Annotated in this window: 12 protein-coding genes; 7 read left to right on the top strand and 5 right to left on the bottom strand. The window is 60.6% G+C overall.

The window, feature by feature from the left end:
• Positions 1–18: 18 nt before the first annotated feature.
• From ACIROY_RS00980 to ACIROY_RS00960, 5 genes are all read right to left on the bottom strand, one after another.
• Complete coding sequence (locus tag ACIROY_RS00980; protein ID WP_402338989.1) at positions 19–1383, bottom strand: cell division protein ZipA C-terminal FtsZ-binding domain-containing protein; 1365 nt, start codon at positions 1381–1383, stop codon at positions 19–21.
• Complete coding sequence (locus ACIROY_RS00975; RefSeq protein ID WP_402272033.1) at positions 1380–1553, bottom strand: hypothetical protein; 174 nt, start codon at positions 1551–1553, stop codon at positions 1380–1382. The genes ACIROY_RS00980 and ACIROY_RS00975 overlap by 4 nt, the downstream gene beginning before the upstream one ends.
• A gap of 284 nt (positions 1554–1837) precedes the next feature.
• On the bottom strand, positions 1838–5365 hold the full coding sequence (smc, locus tag ACIROY_RS00970) for a chromosome segregation protein SMC (RefSeq protein WP_402272036.1): 3528 nt from the start codon (positions 5363–5365) through the stop codon (positions 1838–1840).
• A gap of 214 nt (positions 5366–5579) precedes the next feature.
• Complete coding sequence (locus ACIROY_RS00965; protein WP_402338987.1) at positions 5580–7331, bottom strand: methyl-accepting chemotaxis protein; 1752 nt, start codon at positions 7329–7331, stop codon at positions 5580–5582.
• A 168-nt stretch (positions 7332–7499) separates the two neighbouring features.
• Positions 7500–8693, bottom strand: coding sequence for a branched-chain amino acid ABC transporter substrate-binding protein (locus ACIROY_RS00960; protein WP_402272040.1), 1194 nt, complete (start codon positions 8691–8693; stop codon positions 7500–7502).
• 213 nt (positions 8694–8906) lie between these two features.
• Here ACIROY_RS00960 and dapC point away from each other — a divergent pair, with 213 nt between their 5' ends.
• The 7 genes from dapC (at position 8907) to ACIROY_RS00925 (ending at position 16735) form a co-directional block, all read left to right on the top strand.
• Positions 8907–10115 (top strand): succinyldiaminopimelate transaminase, encoded by a 1209-nt coding sequence (gene dapC, locus ACIROY_RS00955; protein ID WP_402272042.1) that lies wholly within the window; start codon positions 8907–8909, stop codon positions 10113–10115.
• Between the two features lie 123 nt (positions 10116–10238).
• Positions 10239–11075: a 2,3,4,5-tetrahydropyridine-2,6-dicarboxylate N-succinyltransferase gene (gene dapD / locus ACIROY_RS00950; protein ID WP_007875794.1), complete on the top strand. Its 837-nt coding sequence runs from the start codon at positions 10239–10241 to the stop codon at positions 11073–11075.
• Between the two features lie 122 nt (positions 11076–11197).
• Positions 11198–11560 (top strand): ArsC family reductase, encoded by a 363-nt coding sequence (locus tag ACIROY_RS00945; RefSeq protein ID WP_402272045.1) that lies wholly within the window; start codon positions 11198–11200, stop codon positions 11558–11560.
• Positions 11561–11575: 15 nt separating this feature from the next.
• Positions 11576–12703 carry a succinyl-diaminopimelate desuccinylase gene (gene dapE / locus ACIROY_RS00940; RefSeq protein WP_402272047.1) on the top strand — a complete coding sequence of 376 codons (1128 nt, stop codon included), beginning with the start codon at positions 11576–11578 and terminating at the stop codon, positions 12701–12703.
• A 60-nt stretch (positions 12704–12763) separates the two neighbouring features.
• Positions 12764–13657, top strand: a complete 894-nt coding sequence (prmB, locus tag ACIROY_RS00935; protein WP_402272049.1) for a 50S ribosomal protein L3 N(5)-glutamine methyltransferase — start codon at positions 12764–12766, stop codon at positions 13655–13657.
• 76 nt (positions 13658–13733) lie between these two features.
• The gene (locus ACIROY_RS00930; RefSeq protein ID WP_402338985.1) at positions 13734–15755 is read left to right on the top strand and encodes an ATP-binding cassette domain-containing protein; all 2022 of its coding nucleotides are present in this window, start codon (positions 13734–13736) and stop codon (positions 15753–15755) included.
• A 164-nt stretch (positions 15756–15919) separates the two neighbouring features.
• Positions 15920–16735, top strand: a complete 816-nt coding sequence (locus tag ACIROY_RS00925; protein WP_402338983.1) for a cystine ABC transporter substrate-binding protein — start codon at positions 15920–15922, stop codon at positions 16733–16735.
• The last annotated feature ends 37 nt before the right edge of the window (positions 16736–16772 follow it).

Raw genomic sequence — 16772 nt, 5'->3', positions numbered from 1 at the left:
GAAAAGTAGCGCGCAAGCTTAACTGAAGAGGCGCATCGCGCGCTTGGAGCCGGCCGGGATTTCTGCCGATTCCATGGCGCTGTAGAACGCGCCGACCTGCTCGGCGATATCGCTCAGCGCGGCGTCCGACAGCAACTGATCGCTGTCGTCGACCACGGTGCCGCCCAGGCGCATGGCCAGGGAGCGTGCGCAGGCGATCATGGCGCCGTAACCGTCGCGCGCCGGGCCTACACGCGGCACGTCCAGCAACAGCGTGAGGCGATCCGTTGTTTCGGCGGCGCCGGTGACGTTGGTCGACATCGAGAACAGCACTTCCCCTTCGCCGTCCTGCATCACCAGATGGCCGTCGGTGCGACGATCAAAGCCCTGGCGGGTCAATGCCGCGAGCAAGGTGGTGACGTTCCACGGTGCGCCATTGGAGCGCACGTTGACGCCCAGCTGGACGTCGTGATCCATGACGAATTGGTGCAGCGCCTGCGCCGTTTTCATGACATCGATCATGTCGGGAATTTCCGGCTCGGCGCCGATTACATCGGTGAACTCACGCAGACGCACGATCAGTTCGGAATACTCCAGCTCGTTGAGTCCGTTATTGCGATTGGCCAGTTGCACGCCGGCCAGCAAGGCGTTGTAGGAGCTGCCGTGGCCGATCGGCTCCCATTCGCCTTCTGTCGTGCGACCGACGAAATTCACGGTCTTGTTGCCGACATGGCGCAGGTTCTGTACGCCGGGCAACAGCTTCTCGCCGCGCACGGCGACTTCCAGCGCAATCGGGATGATGCAGTCGACCAGCTCATCGACCGGCAATTCGCGTTGGGGCGCTGCGAGCGTTTGCCCCGCTTGCTCACCGGCAAACATTTCGGTGTCGTTGAGCGTGGCTTCGACATGACTCAGGTCAGTGTTCAGATTATCCACGTTCAGCGGAGCGGCCAGATAATCGTCATGGCTGTCGAGCGGCGTGTCGATCGACAGGTAGGGTTCGACCGGTGTATCAAGATCCGCTTCCGTGACCGGCGGCGTGATCGGTTGCTGTTCTGGCGCGGGCACTTGCGGCCGACGCTCCGGCATCTGGTACAGCTCGGGCTCGACGCGTTCATCGTCGTCATACATCGACAGCGGCGACTTCGCGGCAGGCGCCGTCGGGGCTGGTGCCGCCTGGAAAGACTGCGGTGCAGCCGCCGCCGGCGCACTCTTCGCCGCCGACCTGGTCGGGGCAAGCGGTTGCGTCGCGCTGTCGGCGTTCATCAGCACATCATCGTGATCCGACGAAAACGCGCGCTCGACCGTTTTGCGCGTCTTGTGCTCTTGCCATTTATTGTAGGAAATCACGCCCACGACGATCACGCCGCCGATAACGATCAGGCTGGTCTGGAGGTCTGTCATGCCGAATGCACCTTGGAATTTTTCTTGGAAGCGAGGCGCGCTGCGGCATTGCCGGCGCCGGCCATCACTGCGGTGGTTGAGAGAATTGCAGTTGCTGCAGCCGCTGCGGCCTTGCCCTGGCGGGCGGCGCGGCGGACATCAACTGCGTTCAGTTCAATAAAACTGGTCATAACTGGTCTTTGTGGATTCCTGAGAGTCGACGGCACACGATGTTCAATTGCTTCCTGAATATCCGTACAGCAGCAAAAGTACGCCTGGTCCGCCATTACCGTCTTGTTATTCTTTGTCTGGATCGCTTTGCATCAGCAGCGCTGAAGTCACGCTAAAGCCCTTGTATGACAAGCTGTTCAGGGTAGTGTTCCCCCTTTGGCTTGTCAAGCTGTCCAGCCTATGAAAAACGGCGCGTCAGCGCCGAAATTCGCGACTCGCGCGCGGCATGCAAAAACCAGACGGCCTAAGCCGCCTGCACCTCCGACGTGAAGTTGGCCGCCGCCTCCATGTCGACCGCCACGATGCGCGACACGCCCTGCTCCTGCATGGTCACGCCGATCAGCTGATTGGCCATTTCCATCGCGATCTTGTTATGCGAGATGAACAGGAACTGGGTGTTGGACGACATGCGCTTGACCATATTGCAGAAGCGCTCGGTGTTGGCATCGTCGAGCGGTGCGTCCACTTCGTCCAGCAGACAGAACGGCGCCGGATTCAGCTGGAACATCGAGAACACCAGCGCAGTCGCCGTCAGCGCCTTTTCACCACCGGACAGCAGGTGAATCGTGGCGTTCTTCTTGCCGGGCGGTTGCGCCATGACCTGCACGCCGGAATCGAGGATTTCGTCGCCGGTCATGGTCAGCTTGGCCTGGCCGCCGCCGAACAGGATCGGGAACAGCTCGGCGAAGTGGCCGTTGACCTTGTCGAAGGTGTCCTGCAGCAAGCCGCGGGTTTCGATGTCGATCTTGTGAATGGCGTCCTGCAGCGTGGTGATCGCTTCGTTGAGGTCGACGTACTGCGCATCGAGGAAATTCTTGCGTTCGGAGGCGGTCGCCAGCTCGTCCAGCGCCGCCAGATTGACTGCGCCCAGCGCTGCAATCGCATTGGTCAGGCGGGTCACTTCGCCTTGCAGGTAGGAAGGACGCATGTCGTCGGTGAGCTTCTCGGCCAGCGCCGCTTCGTCGGCCTGGGTGTTGGCCAGCGCTTCGGTGAATTGCTCCTGGTTCAGACGTGCGGCCTGCTCCTTCAACTGCAGCTCGGTAATGCGGTCGCGCTGCGGTTGCAGGCTACGTTCGGCTTGCAGGCGCGCCTCTTCATGATGGCGCAGCTGTTGCGACAACTGGTCGAGTTCATGGCGGGCGTCGGCCAGCGCACGTTCCTGATCGGTGCGCTTGTCCAGCAAGGATTGCAAACCGGCTTGCGCCGCTTGATCATCGAGGCTTTCCAATTCGAGACTGCCCTGCTGCATGCTGGCGAACAATTGCGCGGCCTGCTCCAACGCAGTGGCGATGCTGCGCTTGAGTTCGTCGATCTTGTTGCGCTGCGACTTTTCGGAGAACTCCGCTTCCTGGGCGGCGCGCTCGAGTTCGCGCAGGCGCAGGCGTGCGTCGTTGAGCTGCTGCTCCTTGCTGAGGTAATCGGTCTGACCGTTTTCATGCGACTCTTGCAGCTCGGCCAGCTCGATGTCGAGCTGTTCGAACTTGGCTTCGGATTCGGCCTTGATCTGTTGCTGTTCGACTTCCTGCATTTCGATTTCGGCAAGGTCGGCCACGATCTGCGTGCTGCGCTGGTTGAAGCGCTCCTGTACTTCCGACAGCTTCATTACTTCGATCTGCAAGCTGTGCACCGACTGGGTCAGGCCGGCGACGCGCTGGCGCAGTTCCTGCAGGCGCTGAGTGGCGCCGGTCACGGCGGCATCGGCGCGCACGGCGCGCGATTTGGCTTCTTCGGCCAGCATGTACTGGGCGCGCTGCTGCTTGGTCAGGTTTTCGATTTCCTGCTGGCGCGCCAGCATGCCGTCCTGCTCCGAATCGGAGGCATAGAAACGCACGCTCGACTGGCTCACCACGTGGCCTTGCTTGGTCACGAAGAACGCGCCCGCCGGCAGCTTGCTGCGATCGACAAATGCGCTGGCGGTGTCGTCGGCGATGAAGACATTGTGCAGCCAGTCCTGCATCAGCGCGCGCAAACCCGGATCGTTGAGTTGCAGCAGGTTGATGAAAGGCTTCAGGCCATTCGGCGCCGATTCGGCGGGAGCGGCTGTCGGATTCGGCGCGAACAGCGCCAGCTTGGCCGGTGGCGCGTCGTTGAAGAAGGCCTTGGCCCAGTCCAGGTTCGACACTTCCAGCGCCGACATGCGTTCGCGCAACACCGACTCCAGCGAAGTTTCCCAGCCGGCGTCGATATGCAGCTTCTGCCACAGGCGCGGGAGATTGGCCAGCTCGTGCTTTTCCAGCCAAGGCTGCACTTTGCCCTGGGTCTGCACGCTTTCCTGCAGTTGCTTGAGCGCCGACTGACGGGCTTCCAGCTGCGCCAGGTCGGAGGTTTCCTTGCTGACCAGTTCCTGCGCGGTGCGACGCTCTTCTTCCAGCTTTGGCTGCTGCTCCTGCGCCTCTTCGAGGTACATGGAAGCTTCTTCCAGCGAGGCCTGCTTCTCCTCCAGCTGCAACTTGAGGTTGGACAGGTGCGCGTCGTCCGGCATGTTCAGGCCGCTCTTTTCCTGCATCAGGCGTTCGCGACGCACGGCCAGGCCTGACAGGATGTTGGAAGCGTTGCGCTGGTGCGCCGATTCCAGTTCGATCTGCTGCTGGATTTGCATGATCTTGCCGCGCGACTCGGTGGTCTTGAGTTGCGCTTCGCGCCATGCCTGCTCCAGCGTCGGCACCTTGTCGCTGCCGTCCTGCACGGCTTGCTGCGCCTGCTCGACGCGCATGCCCTGCTCTTCAAGCTGGATCTCGGCTTCGGCCAGGTCGTCCTGGTGCTGCGTGCCCTGGCGCTGCCATTGGTCGCGCTGCGCGGTCAGCGAGTTGAGTTGCGATTGCAGACGGTTGCGCGATTCAATGACGAACTTGATCTGCGCTTCCAGGCTGCCGATTTCGGAATTGGTCTGGTACAGGTGGCCTTGCGCCGTATGCAGGCGATCGCCGGCGCCGTAGTGGGCCTGGCGCATGTGTTCCAGCTCGGTCTCGACGTGACGCAGCTTGGCGGTCTGTTCTTCCAGATCGATTTGTGCGCGCTCGATTTCGCGGAAGAATTTTTCCTGCTCGGCCTTGGCTTCGTTCTTGCGCAGCAGCCACAGCAGCTTTTGCTTTTCTTCCTGGTCGGCGGTGAGTTCGTTGAACTTCTTGGCGACGGCGGCCTGGGCTTCCAGCTTTTCGAGGTTGGTGTTGAGCTCGCGCAGGATGTCTTCGAGGCGTGTCAGGTTTTCGCGCGTGTCGTGCAGGCGATTTTCAGTTTCACGGCGGCGCTCCTTGTACTTCGACACGCCGGCGGCTTCTTCGAGGAAGATGCGCAGCTCTTCCGGACGCGCTTCGATGATGCGCGAAATCATGCCCTGGCCAATGATCGCGTAAGCGCGCGGGCCGAGGCCGGTGCCAAGGAAGATGTCCTGGATGTCGCGGCGGCGCACCGCCTGGTTGTTGATGTAGTACGACGAAGTACCGTCGCGCGTGAGGGTGCGCTTGACGGCGATTTCGGCGTATTGGCCCCATTGCCCGGCAGCCTTGCCCATGGCGTTGTCGAACACCAGTTCGACGGAAGCGCGCCCGGCCGGCTTGCGGTTTGTGGAGCCGTTGAAAATGACGTCCTGCATGGACTCGCCGCGCAGTTCGGAGGCCTTCGATTCGCCCAGCACCCAGCGCACGGCGTCAATGATGTTGGACTTGCCGCAACCGTTGGGGCCCACCACGCCCACCAGCTGTCCCGGCACCTGGAAATTCATCGGATCGACGAAAGACTTGAATCCTGACAATTTAATGGAATTTAAGCGCACGTTATCTACAATTTCACAGAGTTTGACGGAGGCAGGCAAATTCGCCCGCAATAGCCCGGTATCATAACATTCCGAGAGGGAAAACCGCTCAATTGGCGGCTTGCAAGAGCAATTGGCGCAGCTGCGGCGAGATCGCCAAAACAAACGGCTTGTCCGATCGCTCGGACAAGCCGTTGCAGCCTTGACTCAAGCGCGAACGCAAGCCCGCGCTTGCTTAAAAAGTTTCCCAGTCGCCGTCATTGACCGGAGTCGAAGCGGAAGAGGACTTGCCCGGCGCTGGTTTCGATGCCGCCGGGACGCGTGCGACTGCGGCCGAGGCCTTGCGCGGCTTAGTCGCGGACGCAGGCGCAGCCTTCGGAGCTACCCGAGGTGCGATCGCGGCGGCGCGAGCAACCGGCGCAGCGGCAACAGCCGAAACGCCGTCCGCCTGGAAGAACGCCACTGCATCCTTCAACCTGCGCGCCTGCTCTTCCAGCGAACCGGCTGCTGCAGCTGCCTGCTCCACCAACGCGGCATTCTGCTGCGTGGCCTGGTCCATTTGCGTGATCGCCAGATTGACCTGGCCGATGCCGCTGCTTTGTTCTTCGGTCGCCGAGGAGATTTCGCCCATGATGTCGGTGACACGCTGCACCGCATTGACCACCTCGCCCATGGTCTGGCCGGCGCGTTGCACAAGCTCCGAACCGCTGTCGACGCGCGTCACCGAATCATCGATCAACTGCTTGATTTCCTTGGCCGCCTGCGCGCTGCGCTGCGCCAGGCTGCGCACTTCGGAGGCGACCACCGCAAAGCCGCGGCCCTGCTCGCCGGCGCGCGCCGCTTCCACTGCCGCATTCAGCGCGAGAATGTTGGTCTGGAATGCAATACCGTCGATCACACCGATGATGTCCGCGATCTTGCGCGAGCTTTCCGTGATGCCTTGCATCGTGTCGACTACCTGCCCCACCACGTCACCACCGCGACGCGCGATGTCGGATGCCGTGTTGGCCAGTTGACCGGCCTGGCGGGCGTTGTCCGCATTCTGCTTCACGGTCGAGGTGAGTTCTTCCATGCTCGACGCGGTTTCTTCCAGCGAAGCGGCCTGCTGCTCGGTGCGCGAGGACAGATCCATGTTGCCGGCGGCGATTTCCTTGGCGCCGGTATCAATGGAGTCGGTGCCGGTGCGGATGCCGCTGATCACCGAAGACAGTCGCTCGCGCATCACGCTCATTTCATACAGCAGGCTGCTCTTGTCTCCCGGCCGCGTTTTGATCGCCATGGTGAGGTCGCCTGACGCAATGCGCGACGCCACTCCCACGGCATAAGAAGGCTCCCCGCCAAGGCTGCGCGTGATGTTGCGGATGATGGCCAGCATCATCGCCGACACCGCGACGCCGATCACGATCAGGATGCCGGCCAGCTTCAGCAGGTTCTTGTAGAAATCGCTTTCAACGTCATTGAGGAAGACGCCCGACACCAGCAGCCAGTCCCATGGCTGGTAGTAAATCAGGTAGCTGACCTTCTGCGTGCGATTGGTGTCATCAGCGCCCGGCAGGCGTCCCATGTAATTGACGTAACCGCGCTGCTGCGCCTTGCCGACCTTGACCATTTCGACGTAGTACAGTTTGCCGTCGCTGTCCTTGCGGTCGCCGACATTCTTGCCGACCACGCTCTTGTTGGTCGGGTGCATCAGCACCACCGGCTTGGAATCGAAGACGAAGATGTAATTGTCGTTGTCGTAGCGCATCGCGGCGATGCGTTCCAGCGCCTGCTTCTGGGCTTCCGCCAGCGAGGTCTTGCCGGCGGCGACCTCAGCTGCATAGCTCTTGAGGATGCCCTCGGCGGTTTCAACGACGCGCTTGAGTCCTGCTTCGCGCTCGTTGATCATGTTTTGCCGGGTATTGAGCGCCGACCACGCCGCCAGCACCAGCAAACCGATCCACATGACGACCAGCGCCAGCAGCAGTTTCGACTTTAATGTTTTCATTCTTGCAACTCCGTTCAGAGCGAATGGGGGAGATTTATTGTTGGACTGCGCACGATAGCTTACTTTGCAGCAAGTCCATCAGGCGAACAGGGCAGTTTCCTGCCTGCGATTGTTCAATTTGCTGCGCCGCCGCAGGATTGGCCCTGTCAGCCTCCAGAGCATTGATTGCTAACCGCCAAAGACTTTGACGATCTGCCATTTGTTTTGGGAGGCCCGGTAAAGCGTATAGGGAGGATTGTTTTTGCTGCCGTCAGGCGCAAATGAAATAGTCCCGGAGATGCCCGCATATTGCATGTTGTGCAAGGTCTCTACCGCCAGCCTCGCGTTGAGGGAATTATTTTTCCTGCACGCCTCGATCAGCATGCCGACGGCGTCGTAGGAAAACATCGTGTACGCCGTCAGCGCCGAATCAAATTTCTTCCTGTACGCCTTTTCAAATTGTGAGTAACCGGACCGCGTTTCAACCGGCAAGCCCTGCAACATCAGATAGGTGCCGTCCCGATGCGATCCGGTTTGCGGAAACTCGTTGTTCACGGCGCCGCCATTGAGCAACAGTGTCGACGTCACTCCCATGCGTTGGGCATTCTGCGAAAAAGCGATCGCCTGCGGGCCGGTGCCGGCGAAAAAAAGCAAGTCCGCACGCTCGTTTTTCACGCGCGGCAAGACGGCGTTGAAGTCGGAAGTCTTGCTGTTGATTGTCTCGCGGAACAGGACATCTCCGCCGTCCCGCCGGATCTGCCGGGTAAAGGTTTCCGCAAGGCTGGTTCCCAGCATGCTGCTGTTATCTATGACGACGATGCGGCGGGCCTTCAGCGTATCGTAGGCAACATTGGCCAGATGGATCGCACTGGCTTCACTGTGCCCCAGTATCTGGAAGGCGGTGCGGTATCCGGTCTGAGAAAATTGCCGCCCGGCGGAGGTAGGTGAAATTTGTGGAATTCCCGCTTCGTTGTAGAACGGTGCGGCCGCGATACTGGTATCGGTCGTGACATGGCCGACCACCCCAACGACGCCTGCGGTGACAAAGGATTTGGCGACAACGCGCGCAAAATTCACATCGGACTGATCATCGCTGACGAGCAATTTGAAAAACACGCGCTTCCCGCCGATGACGAGGTTGCGCTGATTTGCGTCGTCCACGGCCATCTGCGCGCCGTCGCGCGCGCTAAAGCTCAGGTTGGACAGCGATCTTTTCCCCAGCCCGCCGGCAAAACCGATCAATACCGTCTGGACATCGTCGGCGGCGCACGCCGGCGTCGCTGACAGGAGCGCGGCAAGACCGCAGAGCACAACAGGCGTTGCAGCGGCAAAAAATGAAATGAATTGCCTTACGGACATTTCCCGCACGCACATGAAGTTCATGAGCCCTCCCCTGATCCTGCACGCGCCGGCCTGTCACACATCACCCCGGCCACGTGGGTTCTTGTTGTACTTTCATGATGTGCATTTTTTATCGCCTTGTCAAAACATGCGGCGCCTGAATGCCGCCCCGACCGCCCGGAGCGCATCATCCCGGCAACAATCAGTATAATGTCGCCCTATCCCACCCTTGCTACGCGCCTCCGTGAATCCATTGTGAATCCATTACTCGACAAGCTGCAGCCTTACCCGTTTGAAAAACTCAAGAACCTGTTTTCCGACGTCACGCCCAATCCGGACTATCGCCACATCAGTCTCGGCATCGGCGAACCCAAGCATCCGACGCCGGCATTCATCAAGCAGGCCCTGACCGATAACCTGGCGGGGCTGGCGACCTATCCCACCACGATCGGCTCGGAAGCGCTGCGCAGCGCCATCGCCGGCTGGCTGGAGCGCCGCTACGGCTTGCCGAAAATCGATCCGGCCACGCAGGTGCTGCCGGTCAACGGTTCGCGCGAGGCATTGTTCTCGCTGACGCAGACCGTGGTCGATCCGTCGCAAAAAGATGCGCTGGTGATCTGCCCGAATCCGTTCTATCAAATCTACGAAGGCTCGGCCTATCTGTCGGGCGCGCAGCCGTATTTCGTCAATTCCGATCCGGCGCGCAATTTCGCCCCCGATTTCAGCCAGGTGCCGGACGATATCTGGCCGCGCGTCAAGCTGCTGTTCCTGTGCTCGCCGGGCAATCCGACCGGCGCGGTGCTGTCGCTCGATGACTGGAAGAAACTGTTCGAACTCTCTGATCGTTACGGCTTCGTGATCGCTTCCGACGAATGCTATTCGGAAATCTATTTCAAGGAAGAAGCCCCGCTGGGCGGCCTGGAAGCGGCGCACAAGCTGGGCCGCGGCTACGATCGCCTGATCGCCTTCTCGAGCCTGTCGAAGCGCTCCAACGTGCCCGGTATGCGTTCGGGCTTCGTGGCCGGCGACGCCGCGATCCTGAAGAAATTCCTGCTGTACCGCACCTATCATGGCGGCGCCATGAGCCCATCGATCCAGAACGCCTCGATTGCCGCCTGGAACGATGAGACCCACGTGCAGGAAAACCGCGTCAAGTACATCAAGAAATTCAGCCAGGTGACGCCGCTGCTGCAGGAAGTCCTGGACGTGTCCCTGCCGGACGCCAGCTTTTACCTGTGGGCCAAGGTGGATAAACTGACCTCGATCAGCGACACGGAATACGCCAAGCGCCTTTATGCCGAATATAATGTGACGGTATTGCCCGGCAGTTATCTGGCGCGCGAAGCCAACGGCGTCAATCCGGGCCAGCAACGCATCCGCATGGCGCTGGTCGCCGAAGTGGAAGAATGCCTGGAAGCGGCGCAACGCATTGTCGCTTTCACACGCAAGCTGGCGGCGGCCTGAATCGGCGATTCGCCGCATCAGGCAAACTAAGCAGATCCACTCTCCGACGCGCCGTTTCATATCCGGTTTTCAACATTGAAACGCGCCTCGGTTTTTATTCATTTTCAACCTAGATAAAACAAGATGACCCAATCCATCCAGCAAATCATCGATCAGGCGTGGGAAGACCGCGCCAGCCTGTCGCCGAAGACCGCACCTGCCGACATCCGTAACGCCGTGGCGGAAGTCATCGCCGGCCTGAACGAAGGCACCCTGCGCGTGGCGGATCGCCAAAGCGTCGGCCAATGGCAAGTCAACCAATGGGTCAAGAAAGCCATCCTGCTGTCGTTCCGCCTCGAAGACAACGTCCCGGTCGGCTCCGGCATCCCCGGCTATCCGCAGTTCTACGACAAGGTCCCGACCAAGTTCGCCAACTACACCGCTGAAGATTTCGCCAAGGGTGGCTTCCGCGTGGTGCCGCCGGCGGTTGCCCGCCACGGCTCCTTCATCGGCAAGAACGTCGTGCTGATGCCGTCCTACGTCAACATCGGCGCTTACGTCGATGAAGGCGCGATGGTCGACACCTGGGCCACCGTCGGCTCCGCTGCGCAAATCGGCAAGAACGTCCACCTGTCCGGCGGCGTCGGCATCGGCGGCGTGCTCGAGCCGGTGCAAGCCGGTCCCGTCATCATCGAAGACAACTGCTTCATCGGCGCCCGTTCGGAAGTCGTCGAAGGCGTGATCATCGAAGAAAACTCGGTGCTGTCGATGGGCGTGTACATCGGTCAGTCGACCAAGATCTACGATCGTGAAACCGGTGAAGTGCATTACGGCCGCGTGCCTGCCGGCTCCGTCGTGGTGCCGGGCAACCTGCCGTCGAAGGACGGCAAGTACAGCCTGTACGCTGCGATCATCGTCAAGAAGGTCGACGCGCAAACCCGTTCGAAGACCTCGATCAACGAACTGCTGCGCGGCGCTTAATCAGCTTCGCAGCACCATGAATTGCCGGCCCGTGCCGGCAATTCTGTTTGCAGCAAACCAAGAGATATGGCCGGCATGCATGACGCCGGCCTTCACTTTTTGTAAAACAGGATGTTGATTTCATGAGCAAGCAAGTCACTCTCTACGGCATTCCCAACTGCGACACGGTCAAGAAGGCGCGCACCTGGCTCGACGCCAACGGCGTTGCATACACCTTCCACGATTTCAAGAAGGCAGGCCTGGATGCCGGTCTGGTGAAAACCTGGCTCAAGGACATTCCCTGGGACACGCTGGTCAATCGCAAAGGCACGACCTGGCGCGGCCTGTCCGACGAACGCAAGGCGAGCATCACCGACAACGCCAGCGCCACGGCGCTGATCGTCGAGCTGCCGTCCATCGTCAAGCGGCCGGTGCTGCAAAACGGCGATGCACCGACGCACGTCGGTTTCACCGCAGACCTTTATCAACAGATTTTCAAGAACTGATTACAAGAATTCATCATGAGCAAAACCCTTGCCCTGACCCAGGAACTGATCGCCCTCTCCTCCGTGACGCCGGAAGACAAAGGCTGCCAGGCGCGCCTGGCTGAACTGCTGGCGCCGCTCGGCTTCGTCTGCGAAACCATCCAGTCCGGCGACGTCACCAACCTGTGGGCGCGCAAGGGTACGGCCCAACCGCTGCTGGCGTTTGCCGGACATACCGACGTGGTGCCGACCGGCCCGGTCGACAAGTGGCAATCGCCGCCGTTCGTGCCGACGCAACGCGACGGCAAACTGTTCGGCCGCGGCGCCTCCGACATGAAGACCTCGATTGCAGCGATGGTCGTCGCCGTGGAAGAATTCGTTGCAGCGCATCCTGATCACAAGGGCTCGATCGGCTTCCTGATCACCAGCGATGAAGAAGGCCCGGCCACTGACGGCACCGTGATCGTCTGCAACCAACTGAAGGCACGAGGCGAACAGCTCGACTATTGCATCGTCGGCGAACCGACTTCGGCCAAACAGCTGGGCGACATGATCAAGAACGGCCGCCGCGGCACCATGTCCGGCAAGCTCATAGTCAAAGGCATCCAGGGTCATATCGCCTATCCGCAACTGGCGAAGAACCCGATCCACCTGGCGGCGCCGGCGCTGGCCGAACTGGTCGCAGAAAAGTGGGACGAAGGCAACGAATACTACCTGCCGACCTCGTGGCAGATGTCGAACATCCATGGCGGCACCGGCGCGTCGAACGTGATCCCGGGCGACGTCGTGATCGACTTCAACTTCCGCTTCTCGACCGCCAGCACGGTCGAAGGCCTGCAACAACGCGTGCACGCGATCCTCGACAAGCACGGCTTCGAGTACGACCTCAAGTGGACCGTTGGCGGCCTGCCGTTCCTGACCCCGCGCGGCAACCTGAGCGACGCCTTGTCGTCGGCGATCAAGGCCGAGACCGGCATCGACACCGAACTGTCGACTACCGGCGGCACCTCCGACGGACGTTTCATCGCGCAGATCTGCCCGCAGGTGATCGAGTTTGGCCCGCCCAATGACAGCATCCACAAGATCGATGAATACATCGAAGTACGCTACATCGATCCGCTGAAGAACATCTACCGCCGCACCATGGAAAACCTGCTGCTGTAGTCCGCAGCGGATCCAACCAGCCGGACCCTATTCACTATGTACAGACCGAGAATATCGATCATGACGCCAAACAATTTCGCCACCGTGCGCGACATCCTGCGCTACGCCATCACCAGCTTCAATACCGAGAAGCTGTTCTTCGGCCACGGCACCAACAACGCCTTCGATGAAGCCGCCTACCTGATCCTGCACACGCTGAAACTGCCGCTGGACCAGCTCGAGCCTTTCCTCGACGCGCGCCTGCTGCAAGGCGAGATCGACAATCTGCTGCGCGTGATCATGCGCCGCACCGAAGACCGCGTACCGGCCGCCTACATCACCAACGAAGCCTGGTTGGGCGGCTATCGCTTCTTCGTCGACGAGCGCGTGATCGTGCCGCGCTCCTTCATCGCCGAACTGATTCCCGAACACTTTTCGCCGTGGGTGCAAGATCCGGCGCAAGTCGAAAACATCCTCGACCTGTGCACCGGTTCCGGCTGCCTGCCCATCCTGTTGGCCGATGCGTTCCCACAGGCGCGCGTTGAAGCTGTCGACATTTCGCCGGAGGCGCTGCAAGTGGCGCGCCGCAACGTCGACGACTACGAACTGGGCGACCGCATCAACCTGGTCGAATCCGACCTCTACACCAAACTGCCTGCACGCAAGTACGACCTGATCATCAGCAATCCGCCGTATGTGAATTCGGACTCGATGAGCAAGTTGCCGCAGGAATACCTGCAGGAACCGCAGATCGCGCTGGCCGGCGGCAAGGACGGCATGGATCTGGTGCGCAAGATCGTCAAGGGCGCGGCACAGCGCCTGACGCCGAACGGCGTGCTGATCGTCGAGATCGGCAACGAACGCGCCTACGCCGAAGCCGCCTTCCCCGACCTGGAACTCACCTGGGTTACTACCAGCGCCGGCGACGACATGGTGTTCCTGGTGACGGCTGATCAATTGCAGCACCTGGCCTGATTTTTTGCGTCGTTTCTCAGTCTGAACTTTGAGCTTCGTTTCCACCTGATTTTTATTCTTTGATTGCAGTTTTCCGATGATTCGTTTTCAGCAAGTTACCCTGGCCCGCGGCGTTAAACCCTTGCTGGAGAATGTCGATGTCACCCTCAACCCGGGCGACAAGATCGGCCTCATCGGCGCCAACGGCGCCGGCAAATCCAGCCTGTTCGCCATGCTGCGCGGCGAACTGCATGCCGACCAGGGCAACATCGACTATCCGACCAAATGGCGCGTCGCCTATGTCGCCCAGGAAACTCCTGCGCTCGAACGCGCTGCAGTGGAATACGCGATCGACGGCGACGTCACCTTGCGCCGCCTGGAAGCCCAGCTGGCTGCAGCAGAAGCTGAACCGGAAAGCGCCGAAAACGGTATCCGCATCGGTGAACTGTACGGCGCCCTGGCCGACGCCGATGTCTACACGGTGCGTTCGCGCGCCGAGCAACTGCTGCTCGGCCTGGGCTTCACGCTGGAACAGATGGAGCGCCCGGTCGCGAGTTTCTCCGGCGGCTGGCGCATGCGCCTGAATCTGGCGCAGGCGCTGATGTGTCCGTCCGATCTGCTGCTGCTCGATGAACCGACCAATCACCTGGATCTGGACGCCATCATCTGGCTGGAAGACTGGCTCAAGCGCTATGCCGGTACGCTGATCATCATCTCCCATGATCGCGACTTCCTCGACGGCGTGGTCAACGTGATCGTGCATATCGACGAGCGCAAGCTGAAACGCTATTCCGGCAATTACTCCGCCTTCGAACGCCAACGCGCCGCTCAACTCGAACTGGCGGCCGGCATGATCGAGAAACAGATGCGTCAGCGTGCGCATTTGCACTCCTTCATTGACCGCTTCAAGGCCAAGGCGAGCAAGGCAAGACAGGCCCAAAGCCGCATGAAGGCATTGGCGAAGATGGAAGAACTGGCGCCTTTGCGCGCCGCGGCCGAGTTCTCTTTTGAATTCCGCGAACCTCTGTCGGCGCCGAATCCACTGCTGGTCATGGAAAAGGTCAACGCCGGCTATCGCAGCGAAGATCCTGAAACCTATGAAATCTCTGACAAGGTCATCGTCGGCGGCATCGATTTTTCACTGCAGACCGGCCAGCGTATCGGCCTGCTCGGCGTCAACGGCGCCGGCAAATCGACCCTGATCAAAACCATCGCCAACGAGCTGAACCCGATCGCCGGCACCGCCCAGTTCGGCAAAGGTCTGGTGATCGGCTACTTCGCCCAGCACCAGGTCGAAATGCTGCGCCACGACGAATCGCCGCTGTGGCATCTGGCACGCATCGCGCCGGACGTGCGCGAGCAGGAACTGCGCAACTTCCTCGGCAGCTTCAACTTCAACGGCGTCATGGCGTCGTCGAGCATCGCGCCGTTTTCCGGCGGCGAGAAAGCCCGCCTGGCGCTGGCGCTGATCGTCTGGCAACGCCCCAACCTGCTGTTGCTCGATGAACCGACCAACCATCTGGACCTGGAAACCCGCGAAGCCCTGACCATGGCGCTGGCGCAGTTCGAAGGCACGCTGGTCCTGGTGTCCCATGATCGCCATCTGCTGCGCGCCACCACCGACCAGTTCCTGATCGTCGCCGACGGCAAGCTGCAACCGTTCGACGGCGATCTGGATGATTACCGCGACTGGCTGTTCAAGACCAAGCTGGCCGCCAAGAACAGTGCGACGGAAGCAGCGCAGGCTGCGGCTGCCAAGCCGAAGGCCGAACCAAAGATCGCCCAGAAAGCGCCGGAACCGGGTGCCGCCGTATCCGCAGCCCCGGTCGGCGACCGTCGCGAACAGAAGCGTCTCGACGCCGGAGAGCGCCAGCGCCTGGCCGGCTTGAAAAAGCCGATCGAATCGCGCATCAAGCGCCTGGAAGAACAAATCGCCAAGTGCAATGAAAAGAAGGCCGTCATCGACGCCCGTCTGGCTGCACCGGACATCTACGACGCCGCCAACAAGGAAGAACTGAAAAAGCTGATCGCCGACCAGGCGTATTGCACCAAGGAACTGGAGCAACTGGAAGAAGACTGGCTGGGACAGCAGGAGGCGCTGGAGCAGCTGGTCGCCTGAGGGGCTGCTGGAGGCGTGGAGAAACGCGGCGCCAGATCGTCTTTTATCCGGCTTCCCCATATAAACTTCTTACGTAGATGTCTTTGGTCTAAGATTGAAAAACGATTAAGCTGCTCGCATATCGGGTTTCCACCGATCAATACAGAACATCAAAAGGAACAGACATGGCATTCACTTCATTCCGCAAATTGTCCCCCTTGCTGGCCGGCTTGCTGCTTGCCGTTACAGCCAGCGCCACTGTCGGCGCTCATGCAGCCGACCTGCTCGATACCGTCAAGGCGCGCGGCACATTGAAAGTAGCGCTGGAAGGCAACTATCCACCGTTCAATTTCAAGGATCCGAAGACCAGCGAACTGACCGGCTTTGAAGTCGACGTCGCCAAGCTGCTGGCCGCCAAGCTGGGCCTCAAGCCCGAATTCACCACCACCGAGTGGAGCGGTATCCTGGCAGGCCTGGGCGCAGGCAAGTATGACGTCATCATCAACCAGGTCGGCATCACCGACGAGCGTCAGAAGGCGTTCGACTTCTCCGATCCGTACACCCTGTCGAGCGCGCAGCTGATCGTGCGCAAGGACGAGAAGCGCGAATTCAAGAGCCTGGAAGACCTGAAGGGCAAGAAACTCGGCCTGGGCCAGGGCACCAACTTCGAGCAGAAGGCCAAGGCCGTTCCCGGCATCGAAGTCAAGACCTATCCAGGCTCGCCTGAATACCTGGCCGACCTGGCCAGCGGCCGCATCGATGCAGCGCTGAACGACAGCCTGCTGGTCGGCTACCTGCTGAAATCGTCGAATCTGCCCCTGAAGGGCGGCTCGCCGATCGGCACCGTCGACAAGATCGGCATCCCGTTCCAGAAGGGCAACCCGCAATTCAAGGCCGCGCTGAACAAGGCCCTGGCCGAGATCCTCAAGGACGGCAGCTTCAAGCAGGCGTCGGTTAAATGGTTCGGCATTGACGTGAGCAAGCCGCCGACCGCACAATAAGCTCCGGATTCATTTCAAACCGATATCCCCGCACTGT

Origin of the sequence: Herbaspirillum sp. NPDC101396, assembly GCF_044767365.1 — a bacterium.
GTDB lineage: Bacteria > Pseudomonadota > Gammaproteobacteria > Burkholderiales > Burkholderiaceae_D > Herbaspirillum.
The sequence above is the reverse complement of the archived record's forward strand: the minus strand, read 5'-3'. Positions and strand labels throughout refer to the sequence as shown.